Source organism: Clostridium sp. 10cd* (genome assembly GCF_044336395.1).
In the GTDB taxonomy this organism is placed as follows: domain Bacteria; phylum Bacillota_I; class Bacilli_A; order Erysipelotrichales; family Erysipelotrichaceae; genus Clostridium_AQ; species Clostridium_AQ innocuum.
Genome location: NZ_CP172347.1, coordinates 1,592,588 through 1,613,747, shown reverse-complemented (window position 1 = coordinate 1,613,747; position 21,160 = coordinate 1,592,588). Strand labels below are relative to the sequence as shown.

Here is a 21,160-nt window from a genome sequence, read left to right as displayed (position 1 = left end):
GATAATGCTATTATGGGAATCGGGACGATTTAACATAGTAGCGCAGCTCTAACCCATTATAGGAAATCGGCACGATTTCCTATAATATTTTTTACATAACATACAGATAGAAAAAGAACTCCGCATCAGGTTGATAGGAGCTCTTTTTTTATGATAGAAATAGAAAACGCAGGCTGAGCTTTACAGATGAAGGCTTATTCTCCCATATCCGTCGGACGGCACGCTCCCTCCACCTGCTTACCAAAAAAAATACGGCGATTTCTATACTTCATACTGGTCACCGTATTCTCTATTCAATTATATGCGCGCTACACCGCTTTCCCTTGCCGCCTGTGCAACAGCTTCTGCTACAACAGCACCCACCTCTTTATTCAAAGCACTTGGGATAATATAATCTACGCTCAGCTCTTCATCACGTACCAAGGAAGCAATCGCATATGCAGCGGCAACCTTCATTTCCTCATTGATATCGCTTGCGTGAACATCCAGGGCACCACGGAAGATACCAGGGAATGCCAGAACATTGTTGATCTGATTAGCAAAATCACTGCGCCCGGTTCCTACCACGAAGGCACCGGCATGCTTAGCCTTGTCCGGCATGATTTCCGGCACTGGATTTGCCATTGGCAGGACGATGGATTTTTCATTCATGCTGGCTACCATAGCCTCACTGACCACATCCGGAGCGGATACCCCGATGAAGATATCGCTTCCCTTCATGGCATCCGCAAGACTTCCCTTCAACAGTCCCTTGTTCGTCAGCTCAGCAATCTCCTTCTTGCCGGCATTCATGCCTTCTCTTCCCTTATATACACTCCCCTTGGAATCGCACAGGATAACATCACCGAAATTCATTTTCAGCAGCAAGCGGGCAATCGCAATACCTGCAGAGCCTGCACCGTTAATGACGATGCGCAGATCCCCCATGTTTTTGCCTGTCAGCTTTACCGCATTTAACAAAGCAGCTGCGGTAACGATGGCAGTTCCATGCTGATCATCATGGAATACCGGAATATCACACAGCTTCTTCAGCTTCGCCTCGATTTCAAAACAGCGCGGTGCTGCGATATCTTCCAGATTGATGCCGCCAAAGCTGCCGGATAAAAGGGCAATTGTATGTACGATTTCATCCACATCCTTGCTTTTAATGCATAAAGGGATTGCGTTCACACCGCCAAACTCCTTAAACAGAACACATTTCCCCTCCATGACCGGCATCCCTGCCTCCGGTCCGATATCTCCCAAGCCGAGAACCGCCGTCCCGTCAGTTACAACCGCTACCAGATTTCCACGTCCGGTCAGCTCATAGCTTTTGTTGATGTCCTTTTCGATTTCCAGACAGGGAGCAGCAACTCCCGGTGTATACGCCAGACTCAGATCATCCTTGGTGTTGATTTCCATTTTGGGATTGACATCCAGCTTTCCTTTCCACTCTGCATGCAGACGCAGCGCTTCTTTTGCATAATCCATCTTCGCATACCTCAACTTTCTTTTTCGTTCAGTATTATAGTATCACAAGCGAAAAAAGATATAAACAGAAATTGTAATTTTTCAGCGGTGGAAAAGCTGTTCAACAGCTGTAATTCTTTTTCTCTATGCGTTATAGAAGAGCGTTTTCTGTCCACAATATACAGCAGGAGGAGATTTGCTATGGATAAAAAAAGAACGGCCTTTGCCAATCGGATCTGCAACGAAAAAAGCTATCTGCAAATGGAGCTGCTGTCAGATTTGCACATCGCTTTCCCCAGACAGAATGCGAAGCTGGAAGCCGCATTGGAGGATATATGGAAGCGCAAGGTTCGCCATGTGGCAATTTGCGGTGATCTGACAAATAACGGCTATCCGTTTCAGATGAAACAGGTGCTTACGCAGCTGCAGGAATTCCCGATTCATATTCTGCCTGCATTGGGTAACCACGATCTCTATAATCTGTTTTCACGCACACAAAACCGCATTCATCCGGAATACCGGAAGCTGCTGCCGCGGCATGCGGAAAGTATTTATTTTGACCGGTTTGTAGAAGGCATCCATTTTTATATTTTGAATAGTGAGCGGCCAAGCAAGAACGATATGATTCTCACCAAAAAGCAGGTGGACTGGCTGTTAAACGGATTAAAGCAGGATGATAAAAACAAGCCGGTATGCATCATCGCACACCAGCCGCTGCAGGATACTCATGTGATGAGTGAAGATCATACCGGTACGCAGCAGCACCTGCAGGTGGACATGCTGAAGGATGTACATCCGCATATCATTTTCATCAGCGGACATCTGCACAACAGCTTCGCCCTATGCGAGGTTCTGGCAAGACGCAATCTGTTTTTAATCAATCTGCCTTCCTTCGTACGTATAGAGCACGGGGATTCACAGGATCAGATCGGTTTCAATCTTCGTTTTTATGCGGATTTTCTGTATCTGCGGACACGGGATTATAAAAACCGGCGCTGGATCGTTTCCCATGAATATATTCTCGATATGAAAACGAGTGAGGTCATCAGCTTTGATGCGGATCTTCTGCCATCAGAACCTTTGTAAATATAATCAGGAAAAAAGCATACAATACAGCCGCCAGTCCGATAAAAAAGGTGACGGCCAGACTCAAAAGCGGCAGGATCCACAGCAAATTCTGTCGTTTTTGTATCAGATAATATTGTATCAGCAAAGCGGAAGCAGGAAGCAGCAGCCAGGCAATCACAAGCAGTTCGTTCATTTGGTATCCCTCTTGCTATACTATATGCGGCTGATGGAAGGAAATAAACAAAAAAGAAAAAAGCTTCCACATATTACTGTGAAAGCCGCCTATGTATCGGATTCCTCCTGTATCATAATCTGGGGATGCTCCAGCTCGTGCCGTACATAAATCGTGTAAGCCACAGCCTGCACGGTATTACGGATCAGGTCGACCACAAGACTTCCCTCATCATCACTTGGCGCATGATGCACTTTTTTATGGGCGAAAATGCATTTCAGACAGCATTCCAGCTCAGCACAGAAATAGTTATAAGCCTGATCAATGGGATATTTGTAAATCTGCACACGAATCAGCTTGCTGATTTCATCCATGCGATACACCATCTTTAAGATACAGACCACCATCAGATAGGCAACGTGGTTCTTCGTATATTTCTTTTTGACGGGCGGGGAAACGATTCCGTGCTTCACATAATTATTGATCATGGTGGAGGTTACCATCTTTTCCTGATCCTTCGCATGAAACGGCTTCAGATATTCATTTAACAGGGTTACGACCTGATCCATATATAAATCCATATCCGGCAGTTCTTCCCAGCGGGGGCAATGAAACGCCGGTGCTTTTCTTTTCTCTATCATCATTATCACCAAGCATATCGTAGCATTCTGTCAATGAATTGTCAACTAATATATTGTACCAGTTTATATGTTTTTCAATACTAAATGATACCAATCCTTATATTTTAGCTTACTATAGCTGAAAACCGATAAAATAAGGGAAATTCAGCTCATACTCCCCTGCGACAGCCATCCTTTTATCAAACAGAAAGAAGCAATATAAAAGGCCGGCCTCTGCTTTCATGTTGTTTGCCAGACATAAGAAAACAGAAGCCTTCAACCAGCTACGGGTCATCGATTGATAACAGCTTCTGTTTAACATGAATCCTTAAGCAAAACAGCACACAGGCCTATGGCAATGTTATCTCATTGACATAATTGGTTTCAAATATCCGCTTTACTTCCTTTGTATCCGTACTTTTTCCCAATGCCCACATCAGCTTGGTAACACAGGCCTCGCTTGTCATATCATAGCCCTGAATCACGCCGTGCTGCAATACCTTCTGACCGGTCTGATAGATAGAGAAGTCACTGTATTCGTAAAGACACTGACTGCATACGACCACACTGATTCCGCGGGCGACGATTTCTTCCAGCTTGCTGATCAAATCACGACGCACAAAATTGATTCCACCGGCACCAAAGGCTTCGATGACGATACCGCGGATATCCATTTCCGCCAGCTTGTCGAACAGCAGCGGGTTCATGCCCGGTATCAGCTTGATCAGCACGACCTCCTTACACAGCTCATCCTCTAAAGCAAACGCATTCGTTGGATGAATCAGCAGCTGCCTGTTTATACGCAGACCTCTGGCATCCACCCGTCCGCACGGCTCTATGTTTACACTCTCAAAGGCGTCGAAATTCATCGTACGAACCTTAACAACACGTGTTGCCAGCATAATTTTTCTGTTAAAGCATACATACACACCTTGAATATCCTCACATACAGCGGTAAATGCCACACGAATATTTTCCACACCGTCACTCAGCGGATGAAGCAGCGGCAGCTGACTTCCTGTCATGATCAGGGGGATGTCCAGATTGCGCAGCATAAAGGAAAGCGCCCCGGCTGTATACGCCATCGTATCTGTACCATGGCTCAGAACAATACCGTCATACCCGCTTTTCGCCTCTGCAATGCGCCTTGCAATCAGCTGCCATTCCTCCGGCTGCATGTTACTGGAGTCCAGCCGCAGCAAATCCTCACAGGTTATTTCAATATCACCATGATGCTCACCGAGATAATGCAAAATTTCCTCGCTTGTCAGGGATGGCACCAGACCTTCTTCACTGGAACTGGATGCGATGGTTCCACCGGTTGTTAAAAATAATATCTTTTTCATCTTCCTACCTCATTTATCTAACCGCATATATTATACGCGTTATACTGGTATATTGAAAAGCTTTATTTCTTTATAAATCTTACTCCTTATCTGATTAGTTTCTACGGTATTCTGCTTTTTATGTAAGCATTCAATTTTTTTGTTTTTTTCAAAAAAAGTCTTGCGTACTAATTCTTCTTGTGGTATTATTAACTGGCATTCGCGATTAAATGATGGCGCGTTGGAGAAACGGTTAACTCACTTGCCTTTCACGCAAGCATTCACGGGTTCGAATCCCGTACGCGTCACCAATAGACAGATAAAGCCCTAAACAAGGGCTTTTTTAGTGCTTATAACACGATTGACGAGTTTTTGACGATTGTTTTGAAATTTCAGTATTTTTATTTTTAGTCAGAAGTCCTGAAAGTGTGTTTACCAAGCCCATAAATTTAACCTTTCTTTCGTTCGATTAAGCGTTATAAAACTTGATTTAAGCATCTCTATTGACAGCGTCATCAATGTACCCTATATCACGCATAAATTTGCATATTTTTCTAAGCGTTAATAATACCTTTAAGCTGTCATGAATTATCTATCTCAATCAAATAATAAAAGTGAAGCTTATTTGCCTTCTATACCTTATCATAGCTATGCTATAATAAAGATACACAAAGAAGTATCCTTATAATTATTTGAATACGATATGAATGAGTGAAAAGCGAGGGAGTTGTGCATGAAAAATGTCTATCAAAAATTTATATGCGCTGTGATTTTAATATGTTCACAAATATATATGCTGCTGTATGATGTAAAAGCTTCATTCGGTCTGATGGATTTATTTATCATATGTCTTTTCTACTATTTGCTCATGAAAAGAAAGATTGTCTTAAAGGATTATGTTGCATACGTGGGGCTGCTTGTGACCGGTATTGTACTATGCAGTATGTTTCATCCATCCAACATTTTAAGAACCGGTATTGCAATGACCCTTGCGCAGATATTTTTCATTGTAAGCAGTTATTTTGTGTATTGCAAAAAGCAGAACAAGGATCGTTATATAAAAAATGGCTATATCCATAACGAGCATGATTAAATGTTTTTACCTTTCAATTGCAAGGATTATATCCTTTTCCCTTCAAATAAAGCATGCAAGAGGATGCTGTTATCTTATGATACGGAAACCTCCAATGTCTCTCTGGCTTTTTAAACAGAGAAATGACCATACACGGTAATACCTGCCGGCTTAGCATACAGCAGAAACGGAATGTATGATATAATACAGGGGAATTGAAATAGTGAGGTATTTATATGAATAGAAATTATCCAAAGATTACAATAAGCGAAGAAGGAGAAAAGTGGCTGGACAACGGACAGATGTGGATGTATAAGAATAATGTTGTTAAGCTTGCTGAGGAAATAGAAAACGGTGCACTTGTTGACATCGTAACAACCAAGGATCGCTATCTTGGAACCGGCTTTCTGTCCAGAAACAGTCATATCACTGTAAGAATACTGTCAAAGGATACAGCAGATACATTTGACAGAGCATTTTTCAAAGAAAGAATCCAATTTGCGTATGCGTATCGCAAAACGCTGGAAAGTAAGAATATAACCAACTGCCGCCTGATTTTCGGAGAAGCCGATCAGCTTCCCGGTCTTACAGTGGATCGCTATAATGATATTCTGGTATCACAGATCAGCTCCTATGGACTGGAACAGCGAAAGGATATGCTGTATGAGGTGCTGCTGGAAGTATTAAGAGAAGACGGACAGGATGTAAAAGGAATTTACGAACGCAATGATATCAGGGTGCGTGCCAAGGAAGGTCTGCCTCTGGAAAAGGGATACTGGAAGCAGATGAAGCTGCCAACCACAACCATCATTGATGAAAACGGATTAAAGCTTCATGTGGATGTTGAAAACGGACAGAAGACCGGATATTTTCTGGATCAGAAAGCCAACCGTGTTCTGCTTCGTGAAATGGCACATGGAAAACGTGTCATGGATTGCTTTTCGCATACCGGCGGCTTTGCATTAAATGCGGCGTATGGAAATGCCTGTCAGGTTGTCGCTGTCGATGTATCGCAGACTGCATTGGATCAGGCATATGCCAATGCAAAGCTGAATCATCTCGAAAACAGGATTTCTTTTGTGAAAGCGGATGTGTTCAAATACCTGGATACCTGTAAAGAGGGACAGTTCGACATTATTGTGCTGGATCCCCCTGCCTTCACAAAATCCAGAAGAACGATAGACCATGCTTACAGCGGCTATAAACGCATTAACAAACAGGCTATGATGCTGTTGGGAAGAGGCGGCTATCTCATCACCTGCAGCTGTTCCCGTTTTATGGAAATAGAAAATTTTGAAAAGATGCTGCGTGAATCTGCACAGGAAGCAGGAGTCACCCTGAAGCAGGTATCCGTTACACAGCAGAATCATGACCATCCTATCCTATGGACAATGGAAGAAACCTCGTATCTGAAGTTTTATATTTTCCAGATTGTTTAAAAATAGTTACTGATATTCGAACATGAAGGGCTGAGTGCTGATGAAGACGAAAACAAACGACATATGCATGTTTCTCTTACTGACTTTTCTCATGCCCTTCTTTTTTGTATTGTGTCAGCGATATACCGGGCTTCCTGTATTACAGCTTCTGTTTTACGGACTGGAAGCAGCCTCTCCCAGTATCGCCGCTCTTCTCGTTCTATCGAAGAACAGACAGCTCCTGAGTTTTTTTAAGAAGAATTTCAAAGGCTGGAAATCTGGCACCGCACTCCTGTTCCCCTGCGTGTTTTCCCTTGCCCCCATGCTGCTCGCAAGGCTGTTCGCAGGTTCTTCTTCATCTGGACATTTTCTGAATTATGATCTGCAGTTTATTGTCATTGTATGGGCATTTTTTGCAGAGGAAATCGGATGGCGTGGATACTTACGATCTTATTTGAGAGAACGTATGGAAAAGGAATGGCATGTCCCTGTCAGTATCGGTATCATCTGGTTTCTCTGGCATTATCATTATTTCTATCAAAATGGCATAGAGGTCCCTCTGCTTTCCTTCTTCATCGGCTGTATCGCAGAAAGCTTTGTATATGAGTATCTGCTTCAGTGGAGTGAGGGAAATCTTTTATCCTCGATGACATATCATTTCTCATGGAATCTCTGCATCCACCTGTTTGCCATCAATCCTGCGGATAATGCAGGAAATGAATTTCCTTATATCCTCATGACACTGTTTGAGGTGAGCATGGTGCTGCTATTGCTTGCTCACGATAAAAGCAGGCATATGCACAAACTGCCTACGAAATAATAAAAAGGGAAGTCCACATTATCAGGTACAGTATCTGCGATTCACATACATTCGCAGATGCTGAGAAGGTGACATGATGGATTTCCTTTTTCATATCTGTATTTATTGCTCTTCTGTTCGCTGATATTCCAGAATATCACTTGGCTGGCAATCCAGTACCTCACATATTTTATCGAGGGTTGAAAACCGTATGGCTTTTACCTTTCCGCGCTTTAAATTTGAAAGATTAACATTGGAGATGCCTACCTGATCTGCCAGCTCATTCAGCGATATCTTACGATCTGCCATGACACGATCGAGTCTTAATATAATTGCCATAATTCACCTCCTAGAGAATCTGATCCACTTCATTTTGTAAGCTATATCCATACCGGAACACCTTTGCAATACCAATAATCGCTAAACCCGGTAACACCTGTAACCCGATATCAAGGAATTGAAACAGTATGAGCCTCGGATATAAATTTGCCTGATTCAAACCCAGAACGCAGATGATAAACAGTCCCTGCACAATAGGAAGAATACAATAGAGAATAGCGAAGCCCTGTAACCAGATTATCATATTCACCTGAAAAGGTCGATGAATAGAGTTTCTCTGGAAGATGCGTAGGGCAAGAGCTAAAATAACAATTTGTATAATCTCTGCAAGTAAACCGACAATAGCTTCCAGCAGGGCGGCGGCTTTATCTGAGGTAAGCTCCACGCTCATAAGTACATTGCTCAGACTTTTTCCAGTAACAAGAATAAGCTCCTCCCGCGGCAGATTAGGCTCGAAAAAGGAGTCCGGAGATATGCAGATCGTATAAATCGTATATAGTCTTAAGCTGATTACGATGATCCCGCATACGACGAGACAGTACAGCAATATCTTCATAAGTCTATTCTTATTTTTTCTCATAATCCTGACCCCTTATATTGTTTCATCAAGCTCATGCTGCAAAGCTGCCCCATACATCCAGACATGTATCAGACACCATAATGCTCCCAGCATGATCAGGCTTTCAAAAAGATTACGAACAACATCGAAAAATAGGCTAGACCAATCAATTGGCGGCTGGTATATCAGAGCCAGAAGAAATTCCAGGAAGACTAAAAGGAAACGAAAGCCTGCCAGCAGCAGTATACTGATCTTTAATTTTTTCAATATATCTGTTAAAAACGGTGTTGTCTTTGCGGCTTCCTTTACTGCCTGTATGCCCCACAGAAGCAAAAGAGCATATATGCTGGCATTTGTAATTGCAAGCAGGGAGTCAAAAACGGCATAAAATCTGCTGGAAAAGAGTCCGCTTTCTGCCAATAGACGAGCCAGCGTCACAACATTGTTGACCTCCCATGGAATAAACCGCAGACTTTGTTCCGGCATTTGAAAGAGTTCAATTATCTTCAGGCATTGAAAAACAATGGATACAGCCACACCACTCAGCATGAATCTCAGTATCCAGAGAAACGTCGTATGCTTCCAGTTTACAGGTTGTTTCAATTTCATAGGAACACCTCCATAATTACATTCTAGCATAGTTTTAATATTTTACAATATATTTTTATCGTTTATCATTAAATATTATATTATAAACATAAATGCCAAGAATTTTGAAGCACCTGTTGCATTCAAAATAAAAACTACACAGCTTTGCATCTCATTATGATATGATATAATCATGCTTAGGAAAGGAGATTTGCATATGCTGGAATACCGTTATGACACACAGCTGCTGATTGAAGGAAATGATTTATGTGAGGATTCCATACACGATTATTTCATGGAGAATTTTCAGGGAGATTGCCTGCTTGCTGTTGGAGATGCTGAGCTCATCAAAATCCATTTTCATACAAATGCACCTTGGGATGTGCTAAAATATTGCGCTACCCTTGGGGAAATCTATGATATTGTAATTGAGGACATGGATCGTCAGTCCAGAGGCTTGAAGGGTTAAGACTTCCTGTTACTGGAAACCGAAATATCATTTTCGGTTTCCATCCTTTTTTTATGACTTTAATTGCATGAAAATTGATTTTATAGCTTGCAAAAACAAAACACCTATGGTATTATAATTAAGCATTTAAGAAATGCCTTAATAGCTCAGTTGGTAGAGCATCCGGCTGTTAACCGGCAGGTCACAGGTTCAAGTCCTGTTTAAGGCGCCATGATAACAGGTAACCCCATGAATAATGGGTTTTTTTTACTTTCAGTAATAACTGACAACCCTTTTTTGTCAGCTTCCTCTTGCATACAACACCCTGTTGACCTAAAAAGGGCTGTCCTTTCCTGACAATAGCTTCCATATTCCTATTGGATACGATAACTAAACAGCTCTCTGCATCTTCACAATCGATGATTGCCTGTAAGAAATGAATGTTTTATAATGCCTCAAATCATGAACAAATATCACATTGAAAGTGTATATCTTTCTTCTGCAGAGGCTGAAAAAAGGTCATGTTACCGCCTACTTATAAGCTTAAACAGCCATTCCTTTACAGTATGCAGAATCCTTTGTTCAAAACAGCAGGACCCTCACATGCATATACATTCTTATTCTGAATATCTGGAGTAAAAAGTACAGAAAAGGGAAGACCTGCGTTACTGCCAACGACATTTGCAGGACTTCCCTATTTTAGCTTTCAACATAGCTGCTAAGCAGTACTTCTTTTATACCAGATCAATCAGCTCATTCATGATACAGTGGTGAATATTCAGTGTTTTGCTTTCTGTTTGAAACTGTACCTGCATCATGCCTTCGCTGATTTTCATAATGCGGCCTTCTCCAAGCGTGGCATGTGTAATCCGCATACCGCGACGCAAGCCACCCTCTCGCAGCTTTTTCGGCTGTGCTACAGGTCGCTCCCCTGCCACCTTTGCTTCTTCTTCCTTTGGCGCATGCAGCTCATATATGAATGGAGATATTTCCAGACGTGTTACATCACAGCGCTTGCTTGTAAAAAACTCCAGCTGATGCTTGGCTCTGGTGATCCCAGTAAAAAACAAACGGCGTTCCAGTTGAAGCTCTTCCTCCTGCAGACCGGCTTTTGGAAAAGTCGATCCCAGACAATCCAGCAGTGCCACACGACTGAATTCCATACCTCTGGCAGAAGCTACACTGCGAATCTGGATACGGCTGATTGGCTCACACAGGAATTCCCCCATTTCCCGCAGACGATTCAGGAACTGTGCCGGATCACTGTAGCGAGCAGCAATCACGCGCAGAGCCAGCAGATTGGAATCGTTCATCAGGATATTCGCCTTCAGCAGACGTGCCCGATACCCCAGCTTGTCCAGAATAAAGGTAATCATCGTGTGTGTTTCCAATGTGGAGGCAGTTCGGATATTCTCCATGGAAGCCGCCAGCTTTTTCTTTCCGGCAGCTCGATAGCTGCTTTCCATCATCGCCTGGTAGACATCCACATGCTCATCATCCCGCAGACGCTGCGCAACCTCCAGCAGCACCTTTTTTGAAATATCAAAGCCAAGCTTCTCATATACCTCATAAAAGGCACGCATATCCTTTGGATCGATCAGAAGCTCAATGATATTACATAGATCCTTGACAACCGGCTCCTGCAAAAACTTTTTTACGCTTCCATGCAGGTGAAACGGCACCTGATGCTGCATGAACAGCTCCACAAGAGGCATCGCCATTGCGCCGTCACGATACAGGAAGGCAATATCACTTTCATCCTCTACCACCATGCGCATCGCATACTCATACATCCGCTCCAGCTGTGCAAAGCCCTTGAATTTCACCTCGCAGGTTTCCTCACTGCTGCAGCTCATAGCTGTCTCATTCTTATAATAAAACTCATTTGCCAGAGCGTTGATGGTCTGATTATTGCGCCAGTTTCCCTCCAGCTGTTCAATGCGCGCCTGCACATATGCTTCCGAAAAGCTGTCCAGTGCCTGCGGATACGCCGCCTTATCAAAATCCAGACACTGATCACGATCTGCCAGCATCATCATCTGACAATTCGACGAAAACAGCAACTTGATGATGACATGGGCAACAAAGGAGAGCTCCTGTGCATCATCGATATGCACATACTGATACCGGGAGGAAAAGGTCTGCAAAACGGCCGGTGTACTCATTAAAATACGGGCGCATTCACACAGAATATCATCCTGATCATAAATATTGCGCTCATTCTTAAATTTATCATAAGCCTTTAGAAAAGCCGGAAAATCAATTCCCTCAAAGCTGATAGAAGCAATTTCACGCTCACTCATCATCATAGTACGGCAGGTGCTGATCTGCCGCATCAAACGGCGCAGCTGTACACCGGTAAGCTCCATTGCAAACATATCCTTAATCAGACGGCGAACCACCTTCTCCATATCACGATACGCCTTACAGGATTCCCGCTGTATCATTTTATCATGGAAGCGGATAATCCGATAAGCAAAGCTGTGCATATCCACAAAGGAAGGCATCCGTTCATCATCACAGTATAGATAGCGGTAATCCTTCGCCATTCTCTTTGCAATGGCAGGATCATGCACAATATTCAAAATAGCTGACGGTTCCACCTCTTCAACCTTCATTAGATACGCATTACGGGCTAATAAAAGGAATGTTTTACCACTCCCTGTTGTTCCATTAATCAGAAGAGGATGCTGCAGCTCACAACACAGCTCCTGCTTTTTTTCATCCAGTTCTACGTTATATTCCTTCAGTAATTCATTCATATCCATACATTCACCACTCACTTCTCAACGATTCATAATTATACCTTAAATTCTCCCCAAATACTAACCTTTTTAAAACTTTTTCCTACTTTATTTACATTATTTACCTTGTAACCTCTTACACTCCACAGTGAGCAGAAACTCCACTTTTACGCAAGAGAAATGCACTCTTTTTTTCAATTCCTTCCATCAGCGTCTGGGAAAGGGATCATAGGAATAACCCAGATAATTCAGAATTCCGATATAGATGGAAAAAGCAAACAGATACTGGTCATTCAACAGCTTTTCGGCATCCTGAAGATTGGAAAGATACGCCAGCTCCACCAGAATTGCCGGCATGCTTGTACGCCGCAGAACATAAAGGGATGGATTGGTCCGCACCTGATTGTAGCGTGTTCCCACCAGATCGACAATGGATTCCAAAACATTGACGCCCAGATCGTAAGCAGTGGAATTTTCCCGGTATACATACACCTCCGAGCCGTTGATTGCAGGATTTGGATTGGAGTTGACATGAATACTGACAAAATAATCTGCCGGCCATGCATTCGCCTCATCTACTCTTGCTCGCAGACTGCTCGCCTGATCATAGCCAAGCACTGTATCCGGAAACGGTCTGGATACCTTTACTTCAAAGCGCTGATCTGCATAGAGAAAGCCTGCAAGATAGATTCCCACCCAATAGGTGACCTCCGATTCCACAACCCCGTTACCACTAGCCCCCGCATTGATATTCCCCGGGTTATGCCCCTGATCCACATAGATTCTTACCGCCATGAAACTACCTCCTTTTTGGACATACTATGTAAAAAAACGTACAGGGTTCCTCACAGGTAAATATTTTCCCTTCCTTTGTTTAGGAAAATTTAATAAAAAAGCGGTTGGCTTTTACAAAATATACAGTATAATAAACCTTGATACGAAAGGAAGGTACTTCATAGTGGTATTAAACTTTATTCGAGGCTTCTGTATGGCGCTGGCAGATAGTGTTCCCGGAGTTTCCGGAGGAACGATTGCATTTCTGCTCGGCTTTTATGATAAATTCATCGGTTCACTGGATGCACTGATGAGCGGTAATATGCAGCAGAAAAAAGAGGCGGTCATTTTTCTGCTGAAGCTGGGAATCGGCTGGATTGTCGGCTTCCTGATGGCGGTATCTGTGCTCGCCAGCATCTTTCATACACAGATCTATGCCATATCCTCTCTGTTTATGGGATTTATTCTGTTCGCGATTCCAATCGTGATTCGGGAAGAAAAGAAAAACATGAGACTCAATGCAGCAAGCATGATAGCGCTTCTTGTCGGTATCGCCGTCGTTGCATTGATCACCTATTTCAATCCGGTCGCAGGCAGCGGCTCCAGTGTCAATCTGGCTCAGCTGGATATCGGTTTGATCGTCTACGTCTTTATTTCTGCGATGTTTGCGATCTCCGCAATGGTTCTGCCAGGGATCAGCGGTTCCACACTGCTGCTGATTTTTGGGCTGTATGTTCCTATTATTTCTGCAATCAAAGCCTTGATGGGATTTGATTTCTCCTATGTACCGATTTTGTTTGTCTTCGGATTGGGAATCATAACCGGCGTGATTACCGTTGTGCGGCTGATTAAGTTTGCGCTGGAAAAGCACCGCAGTATCATGGTCTTTCTGATTATCGGAATGATGCTCGGCTCCTTCTATGCAATTATCATGGGACCGCAGACACTGGAAACTCCACAGGCTCCCCTCAGCCTTGAAACCTTTGAAATTCTCTGGTTCATCATCGGCGGTGCCATCATCTTCGGACTTCAGAAAATGAAGGATATCAGTGAGAAATAAGCTTATACAGGACGGCAGCTGCTGTTCTTTTTTTATTTTGCTTCTGTATTTTTCAGACAAGTCCTATCCTTTGTGCTATCATAACAGTATATGGAAAAGAGTGATACGATGGAGATAATACATATAAGCAAGTCCTTTGGAAGCAATGTGGTTCTGCAGGACGTTTCGCTGCAGCTGATACCCGGAAAATGCATTGCAATCTGCGGACACAACGGCTGCGGAAAAAGCACCCTTTTGAATGCTGTGGCAGGCTTTTTACGAATCGACAGCGGTGAGCTGCAGCTTAAAAACGCTGTTCTGCAGTATATACCGGATCATTTTTTCACGACCCGCATGAATGCCCGTGATTTTCTGATGCATATGGGTGCCATACAGGGAATGGATGCTGATGCAGCACTGGCTGTCATTCGGGAATATACGCATAAATTTTTTATGGATGACCTGTTGAAAACACCGATGCAGTATCTTTCAAAGGGAAGCCTGCAAAAGGTGGCAGTGATACAGGCACTGCTGCAGACCCCTGATATTCTGTTGATGGATGAACCACTTAACGGACAGGATATCGCTTCTCAGAGGGTCTTCATCGAACTGATGGAGGCACTGAAGAAAAAAGATGTATGTATCCTAATGGCCGTGCATGAGCAGCGCCTGATCAAGGAGGTGGCAGATATCGTATATGAGCTGCAGGATGGTGTGTTGCGGCCGATGGCTTCACTTCCTGTCATGGAACAGGTCTATATGCATTTCAGCAGACAGCAGGAGGAAAAGAAGCTTGTCTGTGCAAAAGAGGAAAGCGATGCCTGCATTCAGCAGTATCTGATGCAGGGCTGGCATCTGGATGAGCTTCGGCATGAAAACAATCTTTGAATTAAACCAATACTATATACGCAGAACCCTGACCTCAACCAGGCTGGTTATGCCGCTGGTGGTTACCGTTGTCTTCTGCGGTATCTTTTATAATGAGAACGGAATCAATCCCTACAGCAGCTTTGCGGCAACCATCATGCTGTCCTTCGCCATCATGGGCTGGAGCGTACATTCCATGCAGAAGCAGGAAGCCCTGGAGGAACAGATATTGATTTTACAAAGCAGGGGAAATGAACTGCTGTATTACGTCAGCCGTCTGTTTTTCTTTTTGCTGTGCGATTTGTTTTTCAGCTTCCTCATCCTCCTTATCCCCTGTCTGTTTTATCTGATCAACGGGGCAGCCTTTACACTGTATCCCATCCGTGCGGATATGCTGTTCGGATATTTCAACCTGCATGTCAGTGCCGGCCTGTGCGGTGGGATGATGATTACGCTGCTGCACCCGCGTATTGTTTCCAACCAGAAGCTGGCGCTGCCCCTTGCCTGTATGCTCATCATAGCAGCCATGACGTTTTCCGCACTGCTGCAGGATATGCAGCTGCCAGAAATATTTGCCTGTGTATTTCCTCCGGTTTCCGATATCAGTATCCAAAGTGCAAAATGGACACAGGTGCCCATGAGGGAAACAGGCATATACACATTGCAGATGCTGCTTTATGCTGCTGTTTATGCAATCGTGCAGGTACGAATACTTATGAAACGAAAATTCGGATAAAACCTTGCTTTATTACCAGATATTTTCAAAGCTGATTCAAAAAAAAGAAAGGCTCACTTGGTCTCTTTCTTACTTTAGGGTATATGAAAAAGGGAGAATTCAGTTTCTATTGATAAAACCAATCATGTTGAATCTCCCTGTTTTATGTTTATCCACAATCGAGAAAGAATCCTCACTTGCAGACCTTCCTTTCTTTCTCACCTATCAGCACTACGACTTCATAAAATACTTCAATCGCCGCTGCAAGCCCTCCAGCTCCTCTTCTGTCTTTAAAATACAGAATATCCGCTCAGGATGCTCCCTGCTTTCCACGATGGAAATCATATCCCCTCTTTGCAGGGCAAGACCAGCTTCTTCAAAAAAACGCTCCAGACGCTCTCTTGTATTCTCGTAAAGCTCTGTATAATACAACACGGAGGGAGAGGTTCTCGGACTTCCAAACACACGCTGCATGGCCGCATAGGTTGTCAGCCAGACATTCCCGCTCTTTTTAATTTCGTGCGGCTCAAACCGTCCGCGCTCCACTGCCTTGCGAATGGTTTTTCCATCCGCCAGTCCCCATTTATCCGCTGCCTCTGTAAATGTCAGCACCTCATCCAGATTGATCATACCTTCACTCCTATCAACTTGCATATCTACACTGCCTGCTTACTTTGCTACAGAAATATCCGTCTTCATCTTTGTCTTTTCCTATTATACGATAAATTCAGGGGCTTGTATATATTGACTGAATACGCTTTCCTTTTTTCAAATATCGTGATACAATTGTGTCGCTAGATAGCGACACAAAGGAGGAGCTTATGTTACGAATGGTTATCTGTTGCGGTGGGGGCATGTCTTCCAGTGTAATTTCTGTACAAATCAAAAAAGCCATTGAGGACAAGGGGTGGGAGGATGAAATATCGGTGGCCTTCATGCCACTCTTGTTTCTCGTAAAGCACCAGGAGGAATTTGATATTGCGATGCTCTGTCCGCATACCATGCACCATGCTCAGGAAATGGCAAGAAAAAATGAAATCCAGCTTCCCATGTATGTAATCCCTGCACGTCTGTATGGTTCCATGAATTTGGAATACCTGCGTGAGGATGCAGAGGATATTCTGAAAATCTATGCCGAAACAAAAGAGAATCCACTGCATTTCCCCGGAGAAAAATTTCTGGAGGTCAAGCGAAATACCTCCCATCGCCGCTGGATCAAAAAGCATCCGCAGGCAGTGCAGGACTGACTCTGAGCATTGTACAATCACACAAAAAGAATGGCAGCATGTCCGACATGCAATCGGTGCGGTGCTGCCATGATTTTCTGAAATCAGAAGCTTTCAGCTGCGTCGCAATCTGCAGCGAAAGAGCTTCTTTTTTCTATACAGATTTATTTCTTTCCCTGATAATGCTTCTGCAGAACGTATCGGCTTCTAGTCGTTTACGATACTTTTCTGTTTATACAGGGTGATGATGATTTCAAACAGCAGCGCTGTCATAAAGATTGCCAGTACACACAGCCCCACGGTACCATAACCGCCGCTTCGTTGATAGGAATTCAAAATGGAGCCAATCGTCCCCGGAACACCTACAGCAGGACCGATGATCACCGCAGCTGCGAAATTCATTTCACTGCGCATGGCAATCCAGGATAAAAGCTTTGTAAAGGATACCGGGATGACAGCACTCCATACGATCTGCCACCAGCTTCCTCCACTTGCCTTCATCGCCTCCATCGCACCAGGATCAACCTCCTCAAAGGCTTCGGAATACGATTTGATGAAGTAGGCGACACTGTGAAAGCTCATCCCCACAATGGCTGTGGTAGCTGTTAATCCGAAGCCGGAAATAAAGATCAGCACCCAGATAATTGTCGGCACGGCACGAATCAGCCCTGCAAAACCGCGTACCATACTGCAAACCCATGGGTGTGAAAGATTCCGGGCTGCCATAAGTCCCAGCAGGAATCCAATACATGCTCCGATAATCGTCGTGACAAAGGCAAGTGCTATTGTATTGATCAGACTGGTGAATACCTCAATCGCCGTTTTCTGTGTAACGGCAGTGAAATCCAGAAAGCTGCTTAGATACGTGGCAATCAGCTGCGGCCGTACCTGATCCCATCGATAGGGGCAGATGAACAGGATAAAATAGAGAAAGACAAACGCAAAGATAAGCACCACACTCCGTGACAACAGGCGCGAGGTATCTTTTCTGCGCAGGATATAGCGTCCCTTTTTCTTTTTTTTCAGCGTCGGGGCGGCAGGAGAGGTCAGCGTATATGTTTCCATTAGATAATCCTCTTTCTAATCTGTGCAGATATTTGATCCGTGATAATCACCGTGATTATAATAAACAGAATGCAGGATGCCATCAGCTGATACCCCGTATAGCCGATATACAGTCCTCCCTGATAAATACTCATCAGATACCCGATACCGCCCCCCGCAAGCATTCCGACGACCGTAGCACTACGGATATTGTTTTCCGCCGCGTACAGTGTCCAGGAAATTAAAGACGGCATGGTTTCCGGAATCACAGCATGAACGACAATCTGCCAGTAATTGGCACCGGTTGCCTCCAGAGCCTTGATACAGCTGGCATTTGTTTCATCGATGGAATCCGCAAAGGAACGGGTTAAAAAGCCATAGGAGATAATACACAAGACAAGGAAGCCGAGAAAATCACCGTACCACAGCAGTGGCAGAAGCAGAACCGCCCAGACAGCCTCCGGAATATTTCTGGTCAATGACGCAAGAGCGCGGACCAGATATTTCAGCACCCGGTAACGGGAGGTTTTGCTGGAGATAGCCAGAGAGGAGAAGAAGGCAAGAAGCATGCCGACAAACGCTCCGGCAATGGATATCACAACGGTAATCCAAAGCTGATACAGCTGTTCCCGCAGCTGTGAAAAGTCCATTGGAAGATACGTTTTTGTAAAGCGCACAACGGATACCTGAAAGTTCGCAAGAATGAGACCCCAGTCAATTTCCAGACGCCAGGTACACAGTGCCAGCAAAGCAATGGTGACAGCAGCATACATGCCCAGGGACCGTCTTTTTTTCGTAAAATAGCTCATGCCTTCACCTCCTCCACCTTACTGATCAGCTCATTCATAGGGACTCCGTAAATCTTTTCAATTACATCACTTCCCAGCTCCTGCGGTTTTCCATTGAAAACAATGCTTCCCTGATGCATACCGATAATGCGGTCCGAATAATGCAGGGCAACATCCACCTGATGCAGATTCACAATGCAGGGAATCCTCATGTTTGTGGTAATCGCCTTTAAATGCTCCATAATCACCTTGCTTGACTGCGGGTCCAGAGAAGCAATCGGTTCATCGCAAAGCATAATTTTCGGATTCTGAAGCAAAGCCCGCGCAATCCCGACACGCTGCTTCTGTCCGCCGGAAAGATCACAGCATTTATCATACAGCTTATCTCCCAGTCCCAGCATTTCCAAGAGCTTTGCGGCCTGCTCGATATCCTTTTGCGAATACATTCCCAGCGTACTTTTCCATGTCGGATAATAGCCAAGTCTTCCATGAAGTACATTCTCCAGAACATTCAACCGATAGACCAGATTGTAGTGCTGAAAAATCATACCGATATTCCGGCGGATATCCTTGATCTGCCGTTTATTTGCACACGTTACCTCTAATCGAGAAACTGAATGCTGCCCTCACTCACATCAATCATCCGGTTGATACAGCGCAGCAATGTACTTTTCCCTGAGCCGCTTGGTCCGATTACCGAGATCAGCTCTCCCTCATGCACTTCAAAGCTGGCATGACGCAGGGCCTGAACCGCATTGTCTTCATATGTCTTTGAAACATTTTGAACACGTAATATATCACTCATTCACGATACCACCTTTTCTTTTTTATACCACATGGTTATTGTACCCCGGGTTTGCCTGTTGTGTGTTAAGCGGCTGTTAAGCCTTCGTAATCCTTCCTTTAACGAAGAAAGGCATCGTGTTTCCTTTTCCCATACTGTCTGTTGTATGCATTTCCTTCATCTGTAAAACAGCATTGACAGCTGCGGTGTATGAAAAAGAGAATCCGGTGCGATTGACGTAAACAATAGCATTGGATTCCCTTTTTTCAATTTGATTTCATATCCCCCATAAGGAGCATACCTTTTGTGTACGCCTACTGATCCTTATACATATCCAGAATAAACTGATAGCGGGAAACATCGGTTTTGAAGAATTTGAAGGTCGCAGGATCCTCTTCTGCCTCAAAGAAGAAGCCCTTTTCCTGATCGAAGAAATCCTTGTTTTTTGCGGTATCCGCTGTCAGGTTTACAAAGTGATCCGTCAGCTTACTGATTTCCTCTTTATTCAGTGCCGAGGTATTTACCCAGAGCGGTCCGTTTGGAACAAAGGTCGTATCCAGTATATCCAGCTGATCCTTAAAGCTGTCGCCATACGTACAGCAGAAAGCACCGGCATATACCTTGTCATTCACCAGCAGCTGAACTGCCCCCTGATGATCTCCTCCGTTTTGCACCTCGGAGAAAACACCTCCATCAGCCGCATTCTTAATATTGATCTGTTCTTTTTTGGACACGGTTTTATCACCATCCGGGCCAAACAGCTTCCAGAACGCCGTTGTTGGTACCAGACATCCGGAGGTAGAGGTCGGAGATACAAATCCGAAGGATTTTCCCTTCAGTGATTTCAGCTTTTCATCCCGACTCATTCCCTGAAAATCAGCCGCATGCTTTTTGTTTGTCGCAATATAGGCATTATAACCACTCTTTTCCGGATCGCCGTTTGGTCCATAGGACAGTATCGGCTGGATTTTATCATCCTTCATATAGGAAGCCGCAAACGTTGCCCCGCTTTCCCATGCAATCTGTGCAGTTCCGGATACCATTGCCTCCATAACCGCATTGTAATTGTCCAGCTTTGCGATTTTCACATTGTAGTTATCGCCCAAAGCCGCCTGTACCTCTTCCTTCAGCATATGAAAAGCCTCACTGCTACGTTCTGCATTTTCATCCTCATTCGGCAAAAAGGCAATCGTAATATCCTTTTTCTCCCCGGTACCGCTGTTATCCTTTCCAGAGCTGCAGCCTGCCAGCATACTGCAGGATAAGAGCGCTGCCATGCATAGATTCACCATCTTTTTCATCACTGATTCTTCTCCTTTTAT

At 44.1% G+C, this 21,160-nt stretch carries 21 protein-coding genes, 2 tRNA genes and 1 pseudogene; 10 read left to right on the top strand and 14 right to left on the bottom strand.

The features are described from left to right. Positions 1 to 297 precede the first annotated feature (297 nt). Positions 298 to 1,470: an NAD(P)-dependent malic enzyme gene (locus tag ACG3M1_RS07950; RefSeq protein ID WP_009269458.1), complete on the bottom strand. Its 1,173-nt coding sequence runs from the start codon at positions 1,468 to 1,470 to the stop codon at positions 298 to 300. 180 nt (positions 1,471 to 1,650) lie between these two features. Between ACG3M1_RS07950 and ACG3M1_RS07945 the strand changes: the two genes are divergently transcribed. Further along, positions 1,651 to 2,535, top strand: a complete 885-nt coding sequence (locus tag ACG3M1_RS07945) for a metallophosphoesterase family protein (RefSeq protein WP_009269459.1) — start codon at positions 1,651 to 1,653, stop codon at positions 2,533 to 2,535. Here ACG3M1_RS07945 and ACG3M1_RS07940 read toward each other — a convergent pair. The 3 genes from ACG3M1_RS07940 to ACG3M1_RS07930 all read right to left on the bottom strand — a co-directional run bounded on the left by ACG3M1_RS07940 (position 2,495) and on the right by ACG3M1_RS07930 (position 4,655). Beyond that, positions 2,495 to 2,710: a hypothetical protein gene (locus ACG3M1_RS07940; RefSeq protein ID WP_002608317.1), complete on the bottom strand. Its 216-nt coding sequence runs from the start codon at positions 2,708 to 2,710 to the stop codon at positions 2,495 to 2,497. The two genes, ACG3M1_RS07945 and ACG3M1_RS07940, sit on opposite strands and share 41 nt — an antisense overlap. An 89-nt stretch (positions 2,711 to 2,799) precedes the next feature. Then, on the bottom strand, positions 2,800 to 3,330 hold the full coding sequence (locus ACG3M1_RS07935; protein ID WP_009587840.1) for a DUF1836 domain-containing protein: 531 nt from the start codon (positions 3,328 to 3,330) through the stop codon (positions 2,800 to 2,802). Between the two features lie 329 nt (positions 3,331 to 3,659). Beyond that, on the bottom strand, positions 3,660 to 4,655 hold the full coding sequence (locus ACG3M1_RS07930) for an asparaginase (protein ID WP_008819111.1): 996 nt from the start codon (positions 4,653 to 4,655) through the stop codon (positions 3,660 to 3,662). 214 nt (positions 4,656 to 4,869) lie between these two features. On the opposite strand from ACG3M1_RS07930, the gene ACG3M1_RS07925 reads away from it, so the two are divergent. The 3 genes from ACG3M1_RS07925 to ACG3M1_RS07915 all read left to right on the top strand — a co-directional run bounded on the left by ACG3M1_RS07925 (position 4,870) and on the right by ACG3M1_RS07915 (position 7,944). Next, positions 4,870 to 4,945 (top strand) — tRNA-Glu (locus ACG3M1_RS07925). Between the two features lie 997 nt (positions 4,946 to 5,942). Further along, positions 5,943 to 7,145, top strand: coding sequence for a class I SAM-dependent rRNA methyltransferase (locus tag ACG3M1_RS07920; protein WP_257323443.1), 1,203 nt, complete (start codon positions 5,943 to 5,945; stop codon positions 7,143 to 7,145). Positions 7,146 to 7,185: 40 nt separating this feature from the next. Continuing rightward, positions 7,186 to 7,944: a CPBP family intramembrane glutamic endopeptidase gene (locus ACG3M1_RS07915; RefSeq protein ID WP_002608311.1), complete on the top strand. Its 759-nt coding sequence runs from the start codon at positions 7,186 to 7,188 to the stop codon at positions 7,942 to 7,944. A 102-nt stretch (positions 7,945 to 8,046) separates the two neighbouring features. On the opposite strand, the gene ACG3M1_RS07910 is transcribed toward ACG3M1_RS07915, so the two are convergent. From ACG3M1_RS07910 to ACG3M1_RS07900, 3 genes are read right to left on the bottom strand one after another with little or no spacing between them, the layout of a single operon-like run. Further along, entirely contained in the window at positions 8,047 to 8,262 is a 216-nt protein-coding gene (locus ACG3M1_RS07910; RefSeq protein WP_009269461.1) for a helix-turn-helix domain-containing protein, read from the bottom strand. A 10-nt stretch (positions 8,263 to 8,272) separates the two neighbouring features. Further along, the gene (locus ACG3M1_RS07905) at positions 8,273 to 8,842 is read right to left on the bottom strand and encodes a hypothetical protein (protein ID WP_008819115.1); all 570 of its coding nucleotides are present in this window, start codon (positions 8,840 to 8,842) and stop codon (positions 8,273 to 8,275) included. A gap of 12 nt (positions 8,843 to 8,854) precedes the next feature. Beyond that, a complete protein-coding gene (locus tag ACG3M1_RS07900; protein WP_009269463.1) occupies positions 8,855 to 9,430 on the bottom strand; it encodes a hypothetical protein in 576 nt (191 codons plus the stop codon). Between the two features lie 196 nt (positions 9,431 to 9,626). Here ACG3M1_RS07900 and ACG3M1_RS07895 point away from each other — a divergent pair, with 196 nt between their 5' ends. Both ACG3M1_RS07895 and ACG3M1_RS07890 read left to right on the top strand, forming a co-directional pair. Continuing rightward, the gene (locus ACG3M1_RS07895; protein WP_008819117.1) at positions 9,627 to 9,878 is read left to right on the top strand and encodes a hypothetical protein; all 252 of its coding nucleotides are present in this window, start codon (positions 9,627 to 9,629) and stop codon (positions 9,876 to 9,878) included. 135 nt (positions 9,879 to 10,013) lie between these two features. Beyond that, positions 10,014 to 10,089 (top strand) — tRNA-Asn (locus tag ACG3M1_RS07890). Between the two features lie 502 nt (positions 10,090 to 10,591). Here the strand turns inward: ACG3M1_RS07890 and ACG3M1_RS07885 are convergent. Further along, complete coding sequence (locus ACG3M1_RS07885; protein ID WP_009269464.1) at positions 10,592 to 12,625, bottom strand: UvrD-helicase domain-containing protein; 2,034 nt, start codon at positions 12,623 to 12,625, stop codon at positions 10,592 to 10,594. Between the two features lie 183 nt (positions 12,626 to 12,808). Beyond that, a complete protein-coding gene (locus ACG3M1_RS07880; protein WP_002608305.1) occupies positions 12,809 to 13,396 on the bottom strand; it encodes an N-acetylmuramoyl-L-alanine amidase family protein in 588 nt (195 codons plus the stop codon). A gap of 160 nt (positions 13,397 to 13,556) precedes the next feature. Between ACG3M1_RS07880 and ACG3M1_RS07875 the strand changes: the two genes are divergently transcribed. From ACG3M1_RS07875 to ACG3M1_RS07865, 3 genes are all read left to right on the top strand, one after another. Then, on the top strand, positions 13,557 to 14,435 hold the full coding sequence (locus ACG3M1_RS07875) for a DUF368 domain-containing protein (RefSeq protein ID WP_395815432.1): 879 nt from the start codon (positions 13,557 to 13,559) through the stop codon (positions 14,433 to 14,435). Between the two features lie 108 nt (positions 14,436 to 14,543). Further along, entirely contained in the window at positions 14,544 to 15,302 is a 759-nt protein-coding gene (locus tag ACG3M1_RS07870; RefSeq protein WP_009269465.1) for an ABC transporter ATP-binding protein, read from the top strand. Next, a complete protein-coding gene (locus ACG3M1_RS07865) occupies positions 15,286 to 16,017 on the top strand; it encodes a hypothetical protein (protein ID WP_008819126.1) in 732 nt (243 codons plus the stop codon). Before ACG3M1_RS07870 ends, ACG3M1_RS07865 begins: the two co-directional genes overlap by 17 nt. A gap of 210 nt (positions 16,018 to 16,227) precedes the next feature. Here the strand turns inward: ACG3M1_RS07865 and ACG3M1_RS07860 are convergent, their stop codons facing one another. Next, the gene (locus ACG3M1_RS07860; RefSeq protein WP_008819127.1) at positions 16,228 to 16,650 is read right to left on the bottom strand and encodes a helix-turn-helix domain-containing protein; all 423 of its coding nucleotides are present in this window, start codon (positions 16,648 to 16,650) and stop codon (positions 16,228 to 16,230) included. 167 nt (positions 16,651 to 16,817) lie between these two features. On the opposite strand from ACG3M1_RS07860, the gene ACG3M1_RS07855 reads away from it, so the two are divergent. After that, a complete protein-coding gene (locus tag ACG3M1_RS07855) occupies positions 16,818 to 17,243 on the top strand; it encodes a hypothetical protein (protein WP_002608300.1) in 426 nt (141 codons plus the stop codon). Positions 17,244 to 17,429: 186 nt separating this feature from the next. Here ACG3M1_RS07855 and ACG3M1_RS07850 read toward each other — a convergent pair whose 3' ends face one another. The 4 genes and pseudogenes from ACG3M1_RS07850 to ACG3M1_RS07835 all read right to left on the bottom strand — a co-directional run bounded on the left by ACG3M1_RS07850 (position 17,430) and on the right by ACG3M1_RS07835 (position 21,139). After that, complete coding sequence (locus ACG3M1_RS07850) at positions 17,430 to 18,287, bottom strand: PhnE/PtxC family ABC transporter permease (RefSeq protein ID WP_008819128.1); 858 nt, start codon at positions 18,285 to 18,287, stop codon at positions 17,430 to 17,432. Then, positions 18,287 to 19,075, bottom strand: a complete 789-nt coding sequence (locus tag ACG3M1_RS07845; RefSeq protein WP_008819129.1) for a PhnE/PtxC family ABC transporter permease — start codon at positions 19,073 to 19,075, stop codon at positions 18,287 to 18,289. The genes ACG3M1_RS07850 and ACG3M1_RS07845 overlap by 1 nt, the downstream gene beginning before the upstream one ends. Beyond that, positions 19,072 to 19,859 (bottom strand): annotated as a pseudogene (phnC, locus tag ACG3M1_RS07840) (phosphonate ABC transporter ATP-binding protein). The gene ACG3M1_RS07845 and the pseudogene phnC overlap by 4 nt, the downstream one beginning before the upstream one ends. Before the next feature lie 293 nt (positions 19,860 to 20,152). Beyond that, positions 20,153 to 21,139, bottom strand: coding sequence for a phosphate/phosphite/phosphonate ABC transporter substrate-binding protein (locus ACG3M1_RS07835; protein WP_002608296.1), 987 nt, complete (start codon positions 21,137 to 21,139; stop codon positions 20,153 to 20,155). Positions 21,140 to 21,160: the final 21 nt, after the last annotated feature.

Excerpts from the sequence above, each read along its gene's own strand:
- ACG3M1_RS07950 (WP_009269458.1), bottom strand. The coding sequence starts at position 1,470 with ATGGATTATGCAAAAGAAGCGCTGCGTCTGCATGCAGAGTGGAAAGGA.
- ACG3M1_RS07945 (WP_009269459.1), top strand. The coding sequence starts at position 1,651 with ATGGATAAAAAAAGAACGGCCTTTGCCAATCGGATCTGCAACGAAAAA.
- ACG3M1_RS07940 (WP_002608317.1), bottom strand. The coding sequence starts at position 2,710 with ATGAACGAACTGCTTGTGATTGCCTGGCTGCTGCTTCCTGCTTCCGCT.
- ACG3M1_RS07935 (WP_009587840.1), bottom strand. The coding sequence starts at position 3,330 with ATGATAGAGAAAAGAAAAGCACCGGCGTTTCATTGCCCCCGCTGGGAA.
- ACG3M1_RS07930 (WP_008819111.1), bottom strand. The coding sequence starts at position 4,655 with ATGAAAAAGATATTATTTTTAACAACCGGTGGAACCATCGCATCCAGT.
- ACG3M1_RS07920 (WP_257323443.1), top strand. The coding sequence starts at position 5,943 with ATGAATAGAAATTATCCAAAGATTACAATAAGCGAAGAAGGAGAAAAG.
- ACG3M1_RS07915 (WP_002608311.1), top strand. The coding sequence starts at position 7,186 with ATGAAGACGAAAACAAACGACATATGCATGTTTCTCTTACTGACTTTT.
- ACG3M1_RS07910 (WP_009269461.1), bottom strand. The coding sequence starts at position 8,262 with ATGGCAATTATATTAAGACTCGATCGTGTCATGGCAGATCGTAAGATA.
- ACG3M1_RS07905 (WP_008819115.1), bottom strand. The coding sequence starts at position 8,842 with ATGAGAAAAAATAAGAATAGACTTATGAAGATATTGCTGTACTGTCTC.
- ACG3M1_RS07900 (WP_009269463.1), bottom strand. The coding sequence starts at position 9,430 with ATGAAATTGAAACAACCTGTAAACTGGAAGCATACGACGTTTCTCTGG.
- ACG3M1_RS07895 (WP_008819117.1), top strand. The coding sequence starts at position 9,627 with ATGCTGGAATACCGTTATGACACACAGCTGCTGATTGAAGGAAATGAT.
- ACG3M1_RS07885 (WP_009269464.1), bottom strand. The coding sequence starts at position 12,625 with ATGGATATGAATGAATTACTGAAGGAATATAACGTAGAACTGGATGAA.
- ACG3M1_RS07880 (WP_002608305.1), bottom strand. The coding sequence starts at position 13,396 with ATGGCGGTAAGAATCTATGTGGATCAGGGGCATAACCCGGGGAATATC.
- ACG3M1_RS07870 (WP_009269465.1), top strand. The coding sequence starts at position 14,544 with ATGGAGATAATACATATAAGCAAGTCCTTTGGAAGCAATGTGGTTCTG.
- ACG3M1_RS07865 (WP_008819126.1), top strand. The coding sequence starts at position 15,286 with ATGAAAACAATCTTTGAATTAAACCAATACTATATACGCAGAACCCTG.
- ACG3M1_RS07860 (WP_008819127.1), bottom strand. The coding sequence starts at position 16,650 with ATGCAAGTTGATAGGAGTGAAGGTATGATCAATCTGGATGAGGTGCTG.
- ACG3M1_RS07855 (WP_002608300.1), top strand. The coding sequence starts at position 16,818 with ATGTTACGAATGGTTATCTGTTGCGGTGGGGGCATGTCTTCCAGTGTA.
- ACG3M1_RS07850 (WP_008819128.1), bottom strand. The coding sequence starts at position 18,287 with ATGGAAACATATACGCTGACCTCTCCTGCCGCCCCGACGCTGAAAAAA.
- ACG3M1_RS07845 (WP_008819129.1), bottom strand. The coding sequence starts at position 19,075 with ATGAGCTATTTTACGAAAAAAAGACGGTCCCTGGGCATGTATGCTGCT.
- ACG3M1_RS07835 (WP_002608296.1), bottom strand. The coding sequence starts at position 21,139 with ATGAAAAAGATGGTGAATCTATGCATGGCAGCGCTCTTATCCTGCAGT.